Genomic DNA, 19126 nt, shown 5'->3' with positions numbered 1-19126 from the left:
AGGCGTGGCCGGGCGTGTCCGTTCGTTGAGGAGGCCCCGTGTCCTGGGTCCCGCAGGGGACGTCCGTGTGCTGTTCCCCAGCGGGTGCGGGCGTCCCGGAACGGGTGCCGAACTGCGTTGCCGTGTCCCGGACGTCAAGCCGTGAGCCCGGTCGTCCTGCACGGCGACGACCCGGCCTTCACTGCCTCGCGGCCGCGGCCGGGTCACGCCGCCGTTCGGGAGTGGGCCTCGCCCTCCTCCTTCTCGTCCACGTCATGGTGAATGGGCACCCCCGAGCCGGTCAGCGGAACCCCCGTCCCGCCCCGGCGCGCCGCGACGATCTCCGCCGCGATGGACAGGGCGGTCTCCTCGGGGGTGCGGGCGCCGAGGTCGAGGCCGATCGGGGAGCAGTTCGCCCCGGCCCCGGGCCACCCGGGCGAGTGCCGCCGCCTCTCCTCGGTCCACGGCCGACACCGCTGCCTGGAACACCGGCGCGTCCGCGCGCACCGGCGTGACCAGGACTTCGATGACGCCGCCGCAGGTGAGTCCCAGCGCGAAGGCGTCCTCGTCGCTGTATCCGAACCGTTCGCGCACTGTCCGGCCGCCCCGGAGCGCCTGGATGCACAGGTCGTACACCGTCCCTTCCACGAAACCGCCGGAAACGGAACCGATGGCGGTGCCGTGCCTGTCGACGGCCAGGGCCGCGCCGGGACCGCGCGGCGCGCTGCCGCCGACGGCCACGACGGTGGCGACGGCGAAGTCCCGGCCCTCCTCGAACCAGTGATTCAACTCCTCGGCGATCTCAAGCACTCCGGGCTCCCCCCGCCGCCCGATGCCGCGCTTCGTCCGCCGCACGCAGGACGCGGTCCGGACGGATCGGCAGGTTGCGGTGGCGCACGCCGGTCGCGTGCCACACCGCGTTGGCGATCGCGGCGGCGACGCCCACAACGCCGATCTCGCCGATGCCCTTGATCCCGACCGGGTCGTCCGGGACGGGGTCGTCCACCCAGTCCGCCTCGATGAGCGGCACGTCGGCGTGCGCGGCGAAGTGATAGCCGGCGAGGTCGGCACCGACGTGGCCGCCGGAGGCCTGGTCCCTGATCGCCTCCTCGTGAAGGGCCATGGACAGCCCCCAGGTCATTCCGCCGATGAACTGGCTGCGGGCGGTGAGCGGGTTGACGATGGTGCCTGCGGCGTAAATGCCGAGCAGCCGCCGCACGCGTACCTCGCCGGTGGCGACATCCACCCCTACTTCGGCGAACTGCGCGCCGAAGGAGTGCCGTTCCTTCTTCGAGAGGGCGCCGATGGCCTCGGCGGTGTTCGACCGGGCAGTGATCCCCTCCGGCGGAATGCCGCCTCCCAGGGCCAGTCGCACCCGCAGTTCGTCCGCCGCGGCCGTCACCGCCCACGCCCAGGAGCGCGTGCCCATCGAGCCGCCGGCGAACATCGCCGGGCCGAGGTCGCTGTCCGCGATGCGCACACGGATGCGGTCCGGAGCCACCTCCAGCGCGTCCGCGGCAACCAGGGTCATCGCGGTCCGTGCCCCGGTTCCGATGTCCGCCGCGTTGATCCGCACGGTGAAGGTTCCGTCCGATTCCGCGGTCACGGCCGCCGTGGACGGGCCGACTCCCGAGGGGTAGGTGGCCGCCGCCGTTCCGGTTCCGAGCAGCCAGCGCCCCTCACGGCGCAGGCCGGGACGCGGGTCCCGGTCCGCCCAGCCGAACCTGCGGGCTCCCTCCTCGAAACAGGCGAGCACATTGCGGCTGCTGAACGGCAGCCCGGACACGGGACCCGTCTCCGGTTCGTTGCGTGCGCGCAGTGCGATCGGGTCCATGCCGCACTTCTCGGCCAGTTCGTCGAGGGCGGATTCGAGGGCGAAAGATCCCGGTGCCTCGCCCGGTGCGCGCATCCAGGCCGGGGTCGGCACGTCCAGCCGTACGAGCCGGTGAAGGGTGCGATGCGCGTCGGCGTCGTACATCACGCGCCCCAGCACGGCGCTCGACTCGATGAATTCATGCACGGTCGACGTAAGACTCTGCGCCTGGTGGTCGAACGCGCGCAGCCGGCCGTCGGCGTCGGCGCCGAGCCTGATCCGCTGCGCCGTGGGGCTGCGGAAACCGACGAGGGAAAACATCTGACGACGAGTCAGCACGACGCGGACCGGGCGGTCGAGGACGGTCGTGGCCATCACGGCGGCCACTTGGTGCGGGCTCGGACCCTTCGATCCGAAGCCGCCGCCGACGTGTTCGGACCGTACCCGTACGGAGGCCGGATCGAGGGAGAAGAGCTGTGCGAGTTCGCTCGCCACCCAGGTGCTGCCCTGGTTGGAGTCGACGACGTCGAGCCGGCCGCCGTCCCAGCGAGCCGTCGCCGCATGCGGCTCCATCGGGTTGTGGTGTTCCTCCGGTGTGGTGTACTCCTCGTCCACGACGACGGCGGAGGCGTCGAGTTGTGCCTCTACGTCTCCCTTCTCCGTCTCGGCCCGGACCATCGGGTTGTCCTGCGGTGTGTACGCACCGGAGCGTCCGGCGAAGAACGCGACGTCGTGCGGCTCCTTGTCGTATCGGACCACCAGCGCCTCGGCGGCCTCCCTGGCCTGCTCGGACGTCTCGGCCACGACCAGCGCCACCGGCCAGCCGACGAAGGGCACACGGTCGTGCTGGAAGATCCCGAGGACCGGGTTGGGCCGCCCCAGCATGCCCACATAGTCGGTTTCGACGCGCGGTGCGTTCCCGTGGTGCAGCACGGTGAGGACGCCGGGCATGGCCAGGACGGGGGCGTCCTTCACGGAGCGGATACGGCCACGGGCCACGGTCGACAACACCAGCCAACCATGGGCGAGTTCGGCGAAGGGGATCTCTCCGGCGTAGCGGGCCGCCCCGGTGACCTTGTCGCGGCCCTCCACGCGGGTATGGGCGGAGCCGACGGCCCCCGTCACGGCGGTGATTTTGCGCGTCGTGGTCATCGGGCGGCCTCCTCGGTGAGTTCGGTCAGCACGGCCACGACGAGGTTGCGCATCAACGTCACCTTGTATCCGTTCTCGGGAAGCGCCTCGGCGGCCGCCAGTTCGGCATCCGCCGCGGCGGCGAACGCCTCCGTGCTCGCCGGGCTGCCGATCAGCACCCGCTCGGCCGCACGGGCCCGCCACGGTCGGGACGCGACCGCCCCGAACGCGAGGCGCACTTCGCGTACGACGTCGTCCTGGACGTCGAGCGCGGCGGCGATCGAGCCGATCGCGAACGCGTACGAGGCGCGCTCGCGCACTTTCCGGTACCGCGAGTGGGCGGCGACCGGGGCCTGCGGCAGCGTGACGCCGGTGATCAGCGCGCCCGCAGGAAGGGCGGTCTCGATGTGCGGGGTGTCGCCCACAGGCAGATAGAACTCGTCGATCGGCAACTCGCCCGGCCCGTCGGCCGTTTCGTACGAGATGACGGCGTCGAAGGCGGCGAGCGCGACCGCCATGTCCGAGGGATGGGTGGCGACGCAGTGTTCGGAGGTGCCGAGGATCGCGTGGTTGTGGTGCTCGCCCGTGAGGGCGGGGCAACCGCTGCCGGGGGCACGCTTGTTGCAGGGTTTGCTCAGGTCGGTGAAGTAGCCGCAGCGGGTCCGCTGGAGCAGATTCCCGCCGACCGTGGCCATGTTGCGCAGCTGTCCCGAGGCGCCGGCCAGGACGGCTTGCGCCAACGCCGGGTAACTACGCCGCACTTCGGGGTGGGCCGCGAGATCGCTGTTGGTGACGGTCGCGCCGATGCGCAGCCCGCCGTTGTGAGTGAAATCGACTCCGTCGAGCGGAAGTTCGCTTACGTCGATGAGCAGAGCGGGCCTTTCCACGCCGGCCTTCATCAGGTCGACGAGGTTGGTGCCGCCGCCGAGGAAGCGGGCGTCGGGGTCGGCGTCGAGCAGGGCGACCGCCCCGGAGACGTCGACGGAGCGTTCGTAGCCGAATTCCCTCATGCCGCAGCCTCCTTGACCTCGGTCTCGGCCGCCTCTGCCGCCCGCGCGACCGCCTGCACGATCGACACGTAGGCCCCACAGCGGCACAGGTTGCCGCTCATCCGCTCCCGGATCTCTTCGGCGGTGAGTGCGGACACTCCCGCTTCGGGCCGGACATCGTCGGTCACGGCGCTCTGCCAGCCCGCCGCGTGCTCCTCGATCACCGCGAGGGCCGAACAGATCTGCCCCGGTGTGCAGTAACCGCACTGATAGCCGTCGAGGTCGAGGAAGGCCTGCTGCACCGGATGCAGCTGCTCACCATCGGCCACGCCTTCGATGGTCGTGATCGCGCGCCCCTCGGCCGCGACTGCGAGCTGGAGACAGGAAACGGCCCGGCGCCCGTCGAGCAGCACCGTACAGGCGCCGCACTGGCCCTGGTCACAGCCCTTTTTGGTACCGGTCAGATCGAGATGCTCGCGCAGGGCGTCGAGCAGGGTGGTGCGGTGGTCGACGGGCAGCGTGTACTTCTCGCCATTGATGTTCAGGGTGATGGTGCTGGACGTCGATGGGGCCATGATCAGCCTTCTTTCGCATTGCTGATGCGCGTCGAACGAGACGATCCCGGCAGACAGCCAGGGAGGGAGCGGGGTATGCGGATGAATGGGCCAGCGGCGACGGGCACTGGTCGGCCACACTGGCCGGATCTGCCACTATGGTGGACCTAAGCGGACAGCTGTCCGGTTGCCATCGAACCTAGCGGACAGCTGTCCGGTTAGCAAGGCCGGCTTGTTTGTGGTTCCGGAAGGAGGACGAGTGCAGGAAGAGAAGAGCGCGACTCTGCGCCCGGACGCGCAACGGAATCGCGAGCGCATTCTGGAAGTCGCGCTGGCCGAGCTGACGCGGGCTGCGGATGCTCCGCTGAGCGCGATCGCGAAGAAGGCGGGCGTCGGACAGGGGACGTTCTACCGCAACTTTCCCAACCGTGAGGCCCTCGTTCTGGAGGTCTACCGCTACGAGATGCAGCAGGTCGCCGATACCGCTGCCCAGCTGCTCCAGACCCGCGCACCTGACCAGGCTCTGAGGGAGTGGATGGACCGCCTGGCCCAGTACGCCATGGCCAAGGCCGGCCTGGCCGACGCGCTGCGCAAGGCCACCAGCACGTACGGCAGCCTGGCCCACCTGGGTCACGGCCCGGTGACCCAGGCGGTCACGCTCCTGCTGAACGCGAACGAGGAGGCCGGCACCATCCGCCGGGGGCTGACCCCCGACGACTTCGTGCTCGCCATTGCCGGGCTCTGGCAGATAGACCCGCACAGCGACTGGCAGCCGCGTGCGACGCGACTGCTGGACCTTGTGATGGACGGGCTGCGGGCAGGGGCATCCAGAGCGGGTGGGCCTGCGGCGGATGAGCGTGAGGCGGACGGGCCCCGGGCGAGTGGGCCGGGGGACGGACGGACCTGAGGTGGGCCCTGGGTGGACCTGGCCCGGGCGTACCTGGGCCGGGCGGAACTTGGGCGCCTCTGCCTGGTCTGCTGATGCGCCTGCTGTGCGACGCCGCTCCTGTCGCCACGGGGCGAAGGAGTACCACTGCCTGTCCGGTCCCCGCCGCAGTTGCCTGCCGAAGGCCGCGTCGGTCAGGCGAATCCCGGTGATCGGTACATCTTCCCGAGGAGTTGCTCGGGAGTTCTGGATTGCCTTCCGCGCCTCAGCCAGTGATTCAGGTGCGGTGCAGGAGGACTCCTCCGGCGGCGTGAACGCCGGCAGGCTTTCCACGCCGGTAGGTGATCAGCAGGCGCCACAACGCGTCCTCCGCGCGCCCGGTATGCGCCGCCGCCGGAGGCAGGCGCGTGATGTCGTGCGATGTGTGGCCGGCGCTCGAACGGCGACGGCCATGCGATCGCGCGGCGCCGGTACGGCCCGCCCCAGAGAACGCAGGCACCGGTGACGATGACGATGACGTGCGACAGCACTACAGGCGCGGGTTGGCGGGTTTCAGGTCCTGGTGCATGATGCCCGCGCTGTGTGGGCGGCGGCGGCCTGGGCAGCCCAGCCAACGGCGACGGCCACCGGTGGCGGGCCATCCTCGCGAAGTACAGCGCCCAGATTCCGCCCAGTGATGAACTCCATGACCAAGAACAACGTCCTGCCCTGCGGGTCCGACCCAGTGGCCGTTCAAGACCGCACTCGGTATGGAAGTCGCCGCGTACCAGCATGCCGGCTCTCGGTATCCCTCCAGGGCCGATGAGCGACCGGCACCGTGGCCGTGCGGCCCGGTTCCGGCGCCGCACGGCCGACTTCCTCACCTCCCAGGTGGTCCCACGAACTGCGCGGCAGGTTCGCCGTCCAGGGGACCGTCCTGGGGCTCCCTCTCGTTCAAGGCCGCGTCCCCACCGGCCTCGGCCCGTCATCTGCCGCGCGCTGTTTGAGTCCCGCGTCGACGACTCGTGCCGGAAGCCGCAGGGCTCACGCCTCGTTCATCTGCCCGGATTACGGGGTCACTGCGTGCGGTAGGCGTCGACGATGGTCTGCGTGAGGGTGTTCCCAGCAGTGTCGGTCAGCTCTGCGCGCAGGGAGACGCCGGTGCCCGCGCGTGGGTTGCGGATCGTCACAGCGCCGTTCTCGACCGGGACCCGGGTCCACGAGGCGCCGCCGTCCACGGACCCCGAGACTGCCAGCGAGCGGATGCGTCCGTTCGCAGCGGCGCCCTGCACGGTGACGGGGACACGGAGTGCCGTGTCCGCCGCTGCGGTGCCGGTCGGGCTGAGCGCGGGCGAGAATCGCACGGCGCTCACCGGCACCGGGGCCGGACCGGGCGTCGTGTCCGAGGTGAAGGTCCACGACGCGGTCACGCGGGTAGCGGTGCCGGGCGCACCGCCGCGCTTCACCGTGCTGGTGACTCGGTACGCCGCGCGTCCCGGCGGCACGGTGAACTCGGCTCGGCCGGGGGCACCGGACTGCGTCCCGACGAGCACTCCGTTGCGGTGCAATGTGGTCGAGGCCGCGCCGTACGGCGGTGACGACGGAACGTGGCCGTCGCCGTCGGCGAGCAGCGGGACATCGACGGTGACACTGTCGCCGTCGCGTACGACGCCGGGGCGGCCGGTGAGGTCGGGGCCGAAGACGGCGTTGTCGAAGGTGTGCGTGGTCGTGGCCCCGGCGCGCACGGCGATGCCGTTGGCGCTGTAGCGGTTCGCTGCCGTGCCTGGCTCAGCGGGGGCCCAGTAGGTGATGTCCCAGGTGCCGCGTTCGGGTGTCACGAGGTAGGTGGCGGTGCCGGGGGTTGTCAGTTTCTGCGTGACGCCGATGGTCGGTCCGGCACTCGGTGCCAGGTCGATGGTCGCGGCGCCCGCGGTGCCCGGCCGGGCCGCGCCGCGGATCTGCATGGTGGCCAGGTCCTTCGCGGAGGGGTGCCGGGTGAGCCCGGTCAGGGCGCGGGTGCCGGTGAAGGTGTAGCCGAGCGCGTAGCCGGTGGTCTGGGTCGTCCAGTGCGCGTCGTACCACTGCTTCACCGAGCCGGGTTCGGCGGCGGGGCCCAGGTGGGCGACGCGCAGGTTCTCAGCGGCGATGACCTGGTTGATGAAGCGGGTGGTGCCGCCGTGTGTGACCTCGACGAACATCCCGCCGTCCAGGAAGCCCGCGGCGCGGTCGGGCGGAGTCACGTCGACGGGGGCGGTGGTCCGCGCGTCGACGGTGACGGTGGTGTCGTGGTCGAGGTCGAGGCGCGGTTGGACGATCCAGTCCATCCCGTCCGCGCCATTGCCGGTGGTCAGGAGACTGTCCAGCAGGTATCGGCCCTTGGGTAGGCGCACGGTGGTCGTGCCGGAGGCGTCGTGCGGCTTGACGGACTCGTCGGCACCCGCGCCGGAGATCCCGGTGACGGTGGTTTCGTAGTCCCCTGTCGAGCGGCCGGCGCGGTCGAGGTGGTTGATCGTGAGGGCGTACGTCTCCGGTTCTGCGGCCAAGGCCGTGGTGTCCCAGGCAGGCGTCGCGCCGCCGACCAGGACGACGGCGAGAGCCAGAGTCCGCAGGACACTCCGGCGGGATACGCGGGATACGGAAGAACTGTTCATGACCTGCACTGCGCTGCCGGGCGCCGACGTTCCCGTGAGCCGCGTCACACCGCGCATGAGGTCGCGGCCCCGGGCGGCATATGTGGCGCACGTCACCGGAACCGGCGCAACGGACGCGGCAGAGCAGAGTGTGGAAACACTCATGAGGAATCGCTTCCGCCGCGGAGACCGCGACGCCCTGGGAGAGCTGTACGACGAGCACGCCCAGGTGCTGTACCGCTATGCCCTGCGGGTGACGGGCAACTGGGCGGAGGCCGAGGACATCGCGTCGGCGACCTTCCTGGAGGCGTGGCGCAGCCGGGAGAAACTGCACCCCGACGGGGACAGCCTGCGCCCATGGCTGCTGGGAATCGCCACCAACATCATGCGACGCAACGCACGCGCACGCCGACGCCGCGAGATCGCGCTCGCCCGCGTCCCGGAACGCGGCTCCATTCCGGACTTCACCGACGATCTCGTCACGCACCTCGCGGATGCCGAGCAACTGCGCGCCGCGCACACCGCACTCGCCCGCCTGCGGCGGCGCGACCGGGAGGTCTTCACCCTCGTGGTGTGGGCCGGCCTGGATTACGCGGCCGCAGCCGAGGCACTCGGCGTGCCGGTCGGCACCGTCCGCTCACGCCTGTCCCGCGCCCGTACCCGACTGCGCGAACTCACCGACGCCGAAGCCCGCGCCACACGCTCGCAAGCCACGCGGGCCGGAGCCGAACGGCCCCCCGCGGCGGAAAACAGGGAACCCTCCGCCACCCCCGACAAGCCAGTACCGGGCCGCTTCCCTGCGGCCCGGTCGTTGACTCAGGAGAACCACGGATGAACACCACCCCGCGACGCCGTACGCACCACCGGTCCGAGGAAACCGAACGCCACGGCCTCGCCGACCTGATGCCCCCGCCGCCGGTCCCCGGCCTGGGCCCCGACCGTGAACTGCTGCTGAAGGAAGCACTGCTGCACAAGGCCGCCCTCGTCGAACCGCCCGGCAGCCTCATCACCCGGGCCCCGCGCCGGCGTCTGGTCCGGTTCGCGGCGCCGGCTGTCGCCTGCGCCTTGGCGGTCGGCGGCGTCATGGTGGTGAACCTCGCGGACACCCCCGGGCACGGAACCACCGCAGTCAAGGATGGCAGGACCTCCGGCGCACCCGAGGCGACACAGCTCCTCGACCGCATCGCACTCGCCGCCGCCGGGACGAAGCAACCGGCGGTCCGCGCCGACCAGTTCCTCTACATCGAGAGCAAGGTCGCCTACGCCGCGCAGAGCGCCGCAGGAGGCCCCGTGACCATGGCTCCCGCGCACACGCGGCAGGTGTGGTCGTCCGCCGACGGCAGCCGCCCCGGCCTGCTGCGCGAGGAGGGCGAGCCCGACAGTCGACTCGACGACGACGCACCCGTGTACCACCTTGACGGCCCGGGGGCGACACCCGGCCGAGCACCCCGCACAAGAAGGGCCCGTCGATCAGCGACCCGACCCACGAGTACGTCGCGTCGCTGCCCACCGACCCCGACGCCCTGCTGAAGCTGATCCGGAATGAGACCCGCGGGCAGGGCCAGGACCCGGACCAGCGAGCATTCACCGCGATCGGCGACCTGCTGGCCGAGACCTGGGCACCACCGCAGGTCAGCGCCGCGCTCTACAAGGCCGCCGCGAAGATCCCCGGCGTCACGGTGATCCATGCGGCCGCCGACGCCACGGGACGCGAAGGCGTTGCCGTAGCCCGTACGGCACACGGGCAGCAAACGCAGTGGGTCTTCGACCGGAGCACGTACGCATTCCTCGGTGAACTCACGGTCCTCACCGAAGCCGGTGACGCCGGCCCGGCCGGGACCGTGGTCGGCACCTCTGCGATCCTCAGCAAGGCCGCAGTCGACCGCGTCGGCGAGACTCCCGCGCCGATGACGACGTAGCGCGGCTGCCATGCGCATCGGCCGCCCCGGATCACTGTCCCACGGGGGGGGCCGGTCAATACGCCGTGCACCTTCGACGGATTGCGACCCTTTTCCTGCTCATCCCGCCCACTGCCGCCGGACGGCGAATAGCTCACTGTTGGCTCCGCCACGGCAGCCGGACCACCCGGGTGAGTCCGGCGGTGCCGCCCAAGTGGAACACGGGGCCCGGTGGGCCGGGCCGTGCGGTGGCGGTCATCGTGGCGGGGCCACCGAGGGAATCGCCAGGCCCCAACCTGCTGTTCGTCGCATGGTAAGGGCCAGGTGGACCTGCAACGCGTGGTCGCCGTGGCGCCACTGTGGTCCGAGCAGCGCCGAGATCCGATCGATGCGCTGATAGAGCGTGTTGACGTGGACGTACAGGGCGGTGGCGGTACGGCTCAGGTTGCCGTCGCAGGCGAAGTAGGTGAGCGCGGTGCGTACCAGGTCGCTGCCGCGCGTCTCGTCGTGCTCCACCAGCGGGCCGATCGTGCGGCGGACGAAGCGGTCCAGTTCGTCCCGGCCCGCCGGGCCCAGCAGTATTCCGTGGATGCCGAGGTCGTCGCGGCAGGCACCCTCGCCGGCGCGGTCCAGTGCGACCAGTACGTCCAGGCAGCGGGCGGCGTCACGGTGTGCCTCGACGACGGCCGTGGCGCCGGGAGTCGCGTGCTCCGCACCGACCGTGACGGGGTGTCCGATTCCGACGGCCAGCAGTTCGGCGAGTGCACGGGCGGCGCCGCCCGGGTCTTCGACGGCGGGCAGGACGACGACGGTGCTGCCGCCGTACTCGCCCGCGATACCGCCGAGCCGGGTGGCATGGCCGCCCGCCAGTTCCGTGATGCGGCGCCGCCTGCCATGGTCCCCACCCCGGGCCACCAGCACCACATGGTCACGCTCCAGGTCGAGTCCGACCAGCGCGGCCCGGCGGCGCAGCCCTTCGGGGTCGCGGTGCGGGGCGCCCAGCAGGTCTTCGAGGATCTCGCCGCGCAACCGGTGCTCGGCCTCCGCGACCGCACGTTCACCGAGCAGCATGAGGGCGGCTGCCTGGACGGCCCGTTCCAGGGCCTGGATGTCGGAGGCGTCGAGTCCGCCGCGTACGAGCAGCAGCGTGCCGAGGTGTTCGTCGGTGGCGACGATCGGGGTGACACAGACGGTTCCGCGTGACGCGGAGCTGCGGAGGCCTCGGGCCTGAGCCATCTCCCGTACGAGATCTGCTGGTTCGGGCAGTGCGTCACCGGCCGAGGCGAGTGGCCGGTCCTGGGAGTCGAGGACGAGGACGCTGCCGCGCAGCACGTCGGCGAGCGCCGTGGCCAGCCCCGTCGGTCCGCCCCCGTCGAGCGCGACGGCCGTGAGCCGCTCGTGGACGGCCGCCGTCTTGCGGACCTCTTCGAAGAGAGTGGCGTTCTCGATGGCGAGGGCGGCATAGTTGGCGAGTGAGATGAGGAGGTCGACCTCGTCGGGAGAGAAGGGCCGCACCCGGCGGTTGGCGGCGAACAGCACCCCGTACACCTGGTCGCCGAACTTCAGTGGCACGCCCTGAATGGCCACCAGCCCCTCGGCGCCGATGACGCCGTCCACATACGGGGTGTGCTCGAAGCGGGCGTCGTTGGGGTAGTCGGCGGTGTGGTACGGCACGGCGGTCGCGGCGACCAGTCCGCCGAGGCCGGTACCGGCGGCGAGCCGGCCGGTCTTGAACCCGTCCGTCGTGATGCCGGCGGTGACGCGTACATACGTGTCGCCTTCCTCCGGGTCGGAGAGCAGCAGATACGCGACATCGGTGCCGACAAGGGTGCGGGCGCGGCTGACGATGGCCTGCAGAACGTCCTCGAGGTCGCGCAGCGAGGCGAGGTCACCGGCGGTCTCGTAGAGCGCGGCGAGCGCGGCCTCCCGGCTGCGGTGAGCTGCGAGGCGGGAACGTATCTCCAGCGCTTCGTCCACGAGCGGCGGTTCGGCGGCCACGGCACGGAACGCCGCCTCGTCGGCCTCCTCGCGCAGCAGGCGGAGCAGGGTACTGGTGGTTGCCGGCGTCGTTGTCACCGGGCCAGTGATACCGCACCGATGCCGCCATGCACCCCGGGCGACGGAGAGAATCTCCACTCATCTGCCGCCTACGACGTGGCACACCTCTATTTCCCGCAGGGCGGTGCACAGCCAACCATGGCCCCGTCCGTCTCCGTATTCCCCGTACTCCCCGTAGTCCCCGACTTCCGGCCCCGTTCCCTGAACGGATCCCAGTGAAGGAGAGCGCACGATGAAGTTCCGCTCCCTGCGGACCGCCGCTGTCACCCTGGCCGCCGCCCTGGCCGCGGCCCTTGGGCTCACCGCCCCCGCGCACGCGGGCGAACCGGGCCTTCCCCGGCTCAATATCACCGACACCTACGTCACCGGAATCTCTTCCGGCGGATTCATGGCCTCGCAACTCCAGGTCGCCTACTCCGGCACCTTCAACGGCGCGAGAATAGTCGCCGCAGGGCCGTACTACTGCGGAAAGGGAGGCATCGTCGTCGGGCTGATCGCCTGCGGTACAGGGCTGGTCTCCACCGACCCCGAGGGCATCGGGCAGATCGCCCGCCGCTGGTCGGCCAACGGACGGATCGACCCCGTGTCGAACCTGACGGGCAAGCCCGTCTACACGTACCACGGCACCCGGGACCCCCTCGTGCGGACCTCGGTGAGCGACGAAGGGGTGCAGTTCTACCGGGACTTCGGGGCCCGGACCGTGTACCACGACACCGATCCGGCAGGGCACGGCTGGCCCACCCCGAACGCCCCATTGAGCTGTGGCACCACGTTCTACCCGTTCCTGATCAACTGTGGCAACGACCCGCAGGGCGAGATGCTCGGCCACTGGCTGGGGCAGGTGAACGCACCGGCCGCCTCGCAGTCGGGCACCGTCAGCCGGCACGACCAGAACCGGTATGTGCCGGGTGGTCTGGCCCAGTGGTACAGCATGGGCAGCAGCAGCTTCCTCTACACGCCGGACTCCTGCGCGGCAGGGGCTGCGTGCAAGCTGGTCGTCGCACTGCACGGTTGCCTGAGCGACAACAAGTTCGTGGGGGACCGGTTCGCTCGTGAGTCGCATCTCAACGAGTACGCCGACACCAACAACCTGGTGATCCTCTACCCGCAGACCGACATCAGCCTGCTGCGCGGCAACCCGCAGGGCTGCTGGGGGTACACGGGCAGCGACTACGCACAGAAGTCGGGACCGCAGATGCGCGCCATCCTGAGCGAGGTGCATGCGCTCGGCGGCTGACCGGATCGAGCGTGGTCACCGCCGGTGGAGGCTCCGTCGCCCTGCTGAGCGGCGCCGCCCGCGACGGTGCTGGTCTCGCCGTGTTCCGCCTTTCGCCTGGCTTCGGCGATCAGCGTGGCAGGTCGGTTGAACCCTGATTTGACCCCGGTGTCGGCGATGGGTTTGCCGGCGAACCGTGCCTTCTCGCGCACCTCGACGTCATGCGCCCAGATGACCGCGTCGGCAGCGGCGTGAGCGCCGGATCGAGCCTCTCGAACCCGGCTGAGCCCCGCGTCTCGACGTCGAGCACCACGCCCTCGGCACGGGCCGCGGCTGCCAGCGACTCGGCGGCCATGTAGGTGTGTGCGATGCCGGTCGGACATGACGCGACGGCGACGATCCGGAAGGGTTCGTCGGCCGTTGCAGCGCTGTCCGAGGCAGGGCCGTCCGCTGTTGCGCCGTCCGCGGGCGAGGCGTCCGGCGCCGGTCCGGCCTCCTCGCCGCGGATCAGGGCCGCGGCCGCGCCCGGGTCAGGTTCCGCTCGCAGTGCGCCCGCGAAGTCCGAATCCATCAGCCGTCGTGCCAGAGCGGAAAGGATGGTGAGGTGGTCGTCGCCGGCCCCGGCAGGCGCCGCTATCAGGAAGATCAGATCGGCGGGGCCGTCCGCCACGCCGAAGTCGATGCCGCCCTCGCTGCGGCCGCACGCGAGCGTCGGCGCTGTGACGTGCTCGCTGCGGCAGTGCGGGATGCCGATGCCGCCGTCCAGACCGCGACGAGGTCGTGATCGCTGTGTGCGGGTCCGAGTCTCTCGTCGCGACTGTTGACGTGCACGGTCACGGGCCGGGCGCCGGACGGGGTGGGGGCGTGGCTGGTGATCGGTGGTGTTGCCATGACTCCAGGGTGGCCCGGGGTGACGGCGGGCGCATCTGGCCGGCCCAGATGCGGCGGTGCGGGTCTGGCCTGAGGATGGAGACACCGGCGGTGGCCCGGTCGCCCCTGGCCTGTCTCCCTAACTGGCTGCCGGGCCGCCTGCCGGCATCTGGCGTTCGTGCGGATCTTTGCGTGACGCAGTGTGACTTGCGCCGTCCAATCGGCGAAAGCACCGTGGGCGCTGGCTGCGTCTCACGAAGTTGCTATTTCCTCCCCGCGTTGTCAGGCCACCCAGGCCGGCAGCTGCGCGGTGCCTCAATCCATCAGCGACTCTTCTCGCCGCCCGCAGGGTGGGAGGGAGTATTCACTGTGTGGAACGTGCGTTCACGCAGATCAACGTCTGCCGGCCCGTCGCAGTGAACGCCTTCTGGCTGCCCTGGACGCCGAATACTTCCTGCTGGCACACGGGCGGCAGCGTTCGTCCGCACCTCAAGACAGTCCCCATGGCTTCAATGTGGTCGCCGACGGCAGAGGACAGGAGATTGATCTTGTACTCCACCGTGAGCACCGAGGTGTTCTCGGTGAACAGGGTGAAGGCCGCGTAGCCGCCACGCTGGCCGCGATGGCGCTGGAGTCTCCCGTGTGGAAGTGGCCGTTCTGCTGGGTCAATTCGGGCCGACTCGGGAGCACGATGTGTACGCGTCTTGCGGCGACGCGTGCTATGCGCGCACCGAGATGGCCCATCAGCCTCTGGCGATCGAAACTGTCCTGGATACGCGTTTGCCCCTCGGGGCTTGCCGTTTCCTTGGGTGTCCGGCTTCCACGTGCTCTCTGTCAGCGGATGCCGGGGCCGGCCCTGTGAGCCGCGGACGGTGATCCGGACGTGCAATTCCAGCGGGATCGAGCGAGGCGGGTCCGTCAAACGGTCAAGCGTTCCGCAAGGAGTAACCCGCCGATGACGATCAACATGGTATGGCACCGAGGCGCGGGCGACTGCGCGAGCGGCTGTCGTCCGGGCATTGAGTATTGAGCACGGTGCGGGCAAGGACGCCGACGGCAAGGTGGACCGCGGCGCAACTATGTGGAGCGTGCCGAACAGACCGGTCTGGGCGGCGAGGGGTCAGCCCGCCGCATGGTCGATGAGCTGTGGGAACAGCGAGAAGTACAGCAGTAGTGCCTTGGGATTGAGGCCACTGACCCCTGTGCCTTCAGCATGATCTGCCGCGACAGGAGGCCGCGGCCTCGGTGGAGGCCCGCAGGCCGGCTGTGCCAGGACGCTCCAGCCGAGCCACATCAGGACGCAACCTCGGTAGAAGACACCAGTCAAGAAGATAGCGGCGAAAGGCGGACACGCGCCAGCCGAAGAGCGTCTGGTACATCCGGACGCCGTGTCGCGCCAGTGGTAGGTGCAGGTCCCGCCTCCCGCTTTGGTTCACTGGGGAGGCGGGACTCGTCGTCCCAAATAGCCGAGTTCGGTATCCGGTCGGCAGTGCATGCAGGCCGGTTTCGGTCCGCGAAGAGAGTAAGGGCATGGTCCCGGTCGGTGCTGCGGCGCCGCTGGCCGATGGAACAGCAGCGCCCCGGCGTGGACCTCGGCTGGGGCTGTCCGCTGCGGACCGGGCCCCCGCCGCTCCTCGGACGGGGGCCCGGGGCCTGTAACTACTCGTCGTCGGTGATCAGCGGATCCTTCGGGCCGGACCTTCCGGGAATGCGCTTCTGGGCGTCATCTACGGCTTCCTTCGCCCGCCCCTTGGCCTGGTCTGCCTTCCCCTCGGCTTCCTTGCGTCGGTTGCCAGTCATCTTGCCCATGGCTTCCTTCGCCTTGCCTGTGAGCTTGTCCTTGCTGCTTCCGTGAGTCATCACGACACCTCGCGTGGACGAATTCTTGCCCTTCCCAAACTAGGACACCTCAAGTCAGGTCGCCTTGTGTGAGACGCAGTGAGAGGGAGGATGCACCTGGCACACTCGCCTTGACCCCGCCCCACCCGTCGGCGGGGTCACCCACTGGTGTCCTGTGCCACAGAAGCTTGAGCGATGCCGCTGAAGATTGAAGGTTGTGTCACCGACATTGAGCGGCCGGGACTTGCCGGGGCTGCTGCCGATTATCAAACGCCGGGATCTCTCCCCGGGTGGTGGACACCCGCCCGCCCGGTCGACGGGCATCTGATCGGCGCGGAGAATGAGGTAGGAGCAGGAGCAGGAGCAGGAGCAGGAGCAGGGCAGCCCGCGGCCAGGGTGTCGGCGTGGCGGTGGCGACCTGCCGACAAGGTGGCGATGATGCCGACGTGGCGATTGCGGGACTTCCGTGACGACGATCTGGACCGTGCAATCCAGATATGGGATCAGGACCGGCAGGACGACGAGATGCCTCCTGTGTTCCCAGTCTCTGAGGCCATGGCCTCAGCCCGGACCGGCGGGACCGTAGTTGTTGCAGTGGTCGGCGAGGACCTGGTGGGCATGGCAGTGGCGCAGGCCCAGGGCGAGCGGGCCTGGATCACGCTGGTGACGCTCGCAAGGATGTGGCGTAACCGCGGACTCGGGACCGCCCTTATCGCAGAAATCGAGAGGCGTCTGCGCATACAGGGGGTGCGCCGGATCGGTGCGTTGCTCGCCCCAGGGGCCACCGGAACCACGGCGCTGGAAAACTCCGGCTACCGCACTTGCGACGGTTTGACCTTCTACGAGAAGGTCGAGCATCTCGGGGCGAGTGATGCAGGTCTGCTCGCGGAGCTCGGCGGAAGGGTGCTACCGCAAGGGCTCTGGGGTGCCCTCGCGGGCATGGAACGAGAGAGAGAAGCCATCGAGCGGCGGATCGTGCTCCCGCTGGCCGAGCCCGTGTTGGCCGACCGGTACGGAGTGACGCCGCCGAAAGCCGTCATCCTCTTCGGCCCGCCGGGCACCGGAAAGACCAGTTTCGCCAAGGCGGTAGCCTCCCGGCTGGCCTGGCCGTTTGTGGAACTCTTTCCCTCCCGGCTTACGGAGCGTGCCACTGGCGGCCTGGCCGCCTCACTGCGGGACACGTTCGCCGATCTGGCGGAGCTGGAATCCGTTCTGCTGTTCATCGACGAGGTCGAGGAGATCGCCGGCGTCCGGTCGGGTCAGGCCGTCGATCCCGGCCACGGAGTCACCAATGAACTGCTCAAGCTGATCCCTGGTTTCCGGGACCACGACAACCGCCTGCTGATCTGCGCCACCAACTCAGTCCGCTCCCTCGATCCGGCGTTCCTGCGCCCCGGCCGGTTCGACTACGTCATTCCGGTCGGCCCTCCCGATCCGAAAGCACGGGCGGCGATCTGGCAGCGCTACCTCGGCCCCGCCGCCAACGACATCAAGCTGCACCGACTGGTGTCAGCCAGTGAGATGTTCACACCCGCCGACATCGAGTTCGCCGCTCGCAAAGGCTCCCACGCCGCATTCGAACGCGAAGTCACCGATCGCAAAGGCGTGCCGGCCAGCACCGAGGACTACCTCGCTGCCATCGCAGACACTCGCCCCACACTCACCGACCAGACTCTCACCAAGTTCAGAGAAGACATTGAGCACCACGCGCGTATGTGATGCCGGGTGTTCCCGGCCCACTGCTCAGCGCTGCTGGACACAGGGTTTACGCAGTGTGCGCGATCGCGAAGGTCCGCTTCGGCGAGGCCAGCGGGGGAATCGAAAAACACCGCTTGTCACAATCGGTCGGAGGCTGGCGGTGGCCCTGACAGCCACTCCTTGCCGTCCTGTCGCGTTCGATCTCCTGCTCAGTCCTTACGGGGGGATTTCGGCCGGCCACGGCCGCCTCTTTCCTCACCCGAGCTCGGTCAAGGAACCACGCGCCCAGACCCACCAGTACGGCCGCCCCGGCTCCGTACACCGGCAGCCACAGGGTCGTAGTGGCTGACAGACAGTCGGCAACAGCATCATGGGCCTGGACCTCCTGTGCGTGAGCCACGGCGGCACTGTCGCTACCAACCAGGTTCGCCAGCGCGGCCTCCGCGCGGATGCCTTCGTACCTGCCGAGCTCAGGGCACCCGCTACGAGTGCCGGGCATCGGAAACAGTCATGCCCAGCGCTGCAGCGCGGGGGCCAGTGTGATCGCTACGCACAGGCCGACAACCAGCGAATAAGCGGCCAGATTCCGCATGTACGTGGATCCGAGGCCAGGGATCCACGTCGGCAGTCGGTAAAAGGAGAAAATCAACGCAAGAAGCGTCACTCCGATGTATGTGGAGAACCATTGCCAGGAACCCTGCGCGAGTGCGGTCGTCAGCACGGCGGCGAGCGCGATGCCGATGACCCCCGGCTGACCGGGAGTGTCATGGCCCGCGCCAATGGATGATGATTGCCGGGCTTTTTGACGGCTGAGGTCGTCCATGGTCTCTCCTGCATGGTTCGGAGGCCATCAGCATCCGGATACATCGCGCCTCGGCACAGCGCCATGCCGGACCGGCCCGGAAGCCCGCCCGGTTGGCGGGCTTCCGGGCTTCCCCCGGGCGCTGCCGACGAGGGGCCGGAGCGCCGCAACGCCTTTTGCCACGGGCGGCGAGCCAGCGTGCCAAGCGTCCTTCCTGACAGCCTCCCTGCCACCGAGCTCGCCCGCGCCCGGACTGCCCACAAGTCTGAGAGCCGAGTCGCTGGGCATCGACCGTGAAGCATGGTCACGTCCGCTGGAAGAACCTGCTCGTTCTCATTGATCGTGGGTGGATCGAGGTCCGTCGACTCGCACTGTGGACCTCCCCCTCCGGGGAGAATGGGTTTCAGCCCGGCGAGCTGGTGCCTCGTCACCAGCTTCCGGCGATTCTCGAAGATGCGGCCACCTGGGAGTATCCCGAAGACGAAAACTGGATTGGCGCGTTGACCCTGGTCGAGACCGAAGCGGGAAAGAAGATCACTCGGCTATCTCCCGAGGAGATGGCCGAGTGGACCGTCGTGGCGGGAAACCTCAGACCGCTGCCAACGGTCGGCCGCCCAGCGGAGGCCCTTCTCGCTGCGGATACGGGCTCGTTCGCGGCGGTGGGCGGCTAGTGCCGCATCAGGCAACGTTTGCCCTGTCCACGACGGCGCGTAGGCGCCGGTGGTCGGCATGGCGGTTGCGCCAGATGATGTAGCGGCGGATCATGCTGCCCTGTTCCTTGTGG

The 19126-nt window shown here is 69.7% G+C and carries 14 protein-coding genes and 3 pseudogenes; 7 read left to right on the top strand and 10 right to left on the bottom strand.

Going from position 1 to position 19126, the window contains the following annotated elements:
* Positions 1-384: 384 nt before the first annotated feature.
* The 4 genes and pseudogenes from ACZ7IB_RS42770 to ACZ7IB_RS42755 form a co-directional block, all read right to left on the bottom strand.
* A pseudogene (locus ACZ7IB_RS42770) lies at positions 385-789 on the bottom strand (XdhC family protein); the annotation flags it as partial.
* Positions 782-2944, bottom strand: coding sequence for a xanthine dehydrogenase family protein molybdopterin-binding subunit (locus ACZ7IB_RS42765; RefSeq protein WP_470920276.1), 2163 nt, complete (start codon positions 2942-2944; stop codon positions 782-784). The pseudogene ACZ7IB_RS42770 and the gene ACZ7IB_RS42765, both read right to left, overlap by 8 nt.
* Positions 2941-3933, bottom strand: coding sequence for an FAD binding domain-containing protein (locus ACZ7IB_RS42760; protein WP_470920275.1), 993 nt, complete (start codon positions 3931-3933; stop codon positions 2941-2943). Before ACZ7IB_RS42760 ends, ACZ7IB_RS42765 begins: the two co-directional genes overlap by 4 nt.
* Positions 3930-4487: a (2Fe-2S)-binding protein gene (locus ACZ7IB_RS42755; protein ID WP_470920274.1), complete on the bottom strand. Its 558-nt coding sequence runs from the start codon at positions 4485-4487 to the stop codon at positions 3930-3932. The genes ACZ7IB_RS42760 and ACZ7IB_RS42755 overlap by 4 nt, the downstream gene beginning before the upstream one ends.
* Before the next feature lie 238 nt (positions 4488-4725).
* On the opposite strand from ACZ7IB_RS42755, the gene ACZ7IB_RS42750 reads away from it, so the two are divergent.
* Positions 4726-5373, top strand: a complete 648-nt coding sequence (locus tag ACZ7IB_RS42750; RefSeq protein WP_470920273.1) for a TetR/AcrR family transcriptional regulator — start codon at positions 4726-4728, stop codon at positions 5371-5373.
* 1034 nt (positions 5374-6407) lie between these two features.
* On the opposite strand, the gene ACZ7IB_RS42745 is transcribed toward ACZ7IB_RS42750, so the two are convergent.
* Complete coding sequence (locus ACZ7IB_RS42745; RefSeq protein WP_470920272.1) at positions 6408-7982, bottom strand: serine protease; 1575 nt, start codon at positions 7980-7982, stop codon at positions 6408-6410.
* Between the two features lie 142 nt (positions 7983-8124).
* Here ACZ7IB_RS42745 and ACZ7IB_RS42740 point away from each other — a divergent pair, with 142 nt between their 5' ends.
* The 3 genes from ACZ7IB_RS42740 to ACZ7IB_RS42730 are packed head-to-tail and all read left to right on the top strand — an operon-like array spanning position 8125 to position 9880.
* Entirely contained in the window at positions 8125-8796 is a 672-nt protein-coding gene (locus ACZ7IB_RS42740; RefSeq protein WP_470920271.1) for an RNA polymerase sigma factor, read from the top strand.
* Positions 8793-9491, top strand: a complete 699-nt coding sequence (locus tag ACZ7IB_RS42735; protein WP_470920270.1) for a hypothetical protein — start codon at positions 8793-8795, stop codon at positions 9489-9491. Before ACZ7IB_RS42740 ends, ACZ7IB_RS42735 begins: the two co-directional genes overlap by 4 nt.
* Positions 9431-9880 (top strand): CU044_5270 family protein, encoded by a 450-nt coding sequence (locus ACZ7IB_RS42730; RefSeq protein WP_470920315.1) that lies wholly within the window; start codon positions 9431-9433, stop codon positions 9878-9880. The genes ACZ7IB_RS42735 and ACZ7IB_RS42730 overlap by 61 nt, the downstream gene beginning before the upstream one ends.
* A gap of 234 nt (positions 9881-10114) precedes the next feature.
* On the opposite strand, the gene ACZ7IB_RS42725 is transcribed toward ACZ7IB_RS42730, so the two are convergent.
* A complete protein-coding gene (locus tag ACZ7IB_RS42725; RefSeq protein WP_470920268.1) occupies positions 10115-11935 on the bottom strand; it encodes a helix-turn-helix domain-containing protein in 1821 nt (606 codons plus the stop codon).
* A gap of 214 nt (positions 11936-12149) precedes the next feature.
* Between ACZ7IB_RS42725 and ACZ7IB_RS42720 the strand changes: the two genes are divergently transcribed.
* Positions 12150-13154 carry an extracellular catalytic domain type 2 short-chain-length polyhydroxyalkanoate depolymerase gene (locus ACZ7IB_RS42720; RefSeq protein ID WP_470920266.1) on the top strand — a complete coding sequence of 335 codons (1005 nt, stop codon included), beginning with the start codon at positions 12150-12152 and terminating at the stop codon, positions 13152-13154.
* On the opposite strand, the pseudogene ACZ7IB_RS42715 reads toward ACZ7IB_RS42720, so the two are convergent.
* Together ACZ7IB_RS42715 and ACZ7IB_RS42710 are read right to left on the bottom strand one after the other, a co-directional pair.
* Positions 13154-13902 (bottom strand): annotated as a pseudogene (locus ACZ7IB_RS42715) (PTS sugar transporter subunit IIA); the annotation flags it as partial. The gene ACZ7IB_RS42720 and the pseudogene ACZ7IB_RS42715 overlap by 1 nt on opposite strands.
* A gap of 1760 nt (positions 13903-15662) precedes the next feature.
* The gene (locus tag ACZ7IB_RS42710) at positions 15663-15863 is read right to left on the bottom strand and encodes a CsbD family protein (protein WP_405682116.1); all 201 of its coding nucleotides are present in this window, start codon (positions 15861-15863) and stop codon (positions 15663-15665) included.
* 417 nt (positions 15864-16280) lie between these two features.
* Between ACZ7IB_RS42710 and ACZ7IB_RS42705 the strand changes: the two genes are divergently transcribed.
* Positions 16281-17561 (top strand): ATP-binding protein, encoded by a 1281-nt coding sequence (locus tag ACZ7IB_RS42705; protein WP_470920314.1) that lies wholly within the window; start codon positions 16281-16283, stop codon positions 17559-17561.
* Positions 17562-18048: 487 nt separating this feature from the next.
* Here the strand turns inward: ACZ7IB_RS42705 and ACZ7IB_RS42700 are convergent, their stop codons facing one another.
* Positions 18049-18363 carry a hypothetical protein gene (locus ACZ7IB_RS42700; RefSeq protein ID WP_470920265.1) on the bottom strand — a complete coding sequence of 105 codons (315 nt, stop codon included), beginning with the start codon at positions 18361-18363 and terminating at the stop codon, positions 18049-18051.
* 272 nt (positions 18364-18635) lie between these two features.
* Here ACZ7IB_RS42700 and ACZ7IB_RS42695 point away from each other — a divergent pair, with 272 nt between their 5' ends.
* Positions 18636-19013 (top strand): hypothetical protein, encoded by a 378-nt coding sequence (locus ACZ7IB_RS42695; protein WP_470920264.1) that lies wholly within the window; start codon positions 18636-18638, stop codon positions 19011-19013.
* 7 nt (positions 19014-19020) lie between these two features.
* Here ACZ7IB_RS42695 and ACZ7IB_RS42690 read toward each other — a convergent pair.
* Positions 19021-19126: pseudogene (locus ACZ7IB_RS42690) on the bottom strand (transposase); the annotation flags it as partial.

Source organism: Streptomyces sp. NPDC037301, from assembly GCF_055602785.1.
This window is presented reverse-complemented; position numbering and strand designations above follow the sequence as displayed.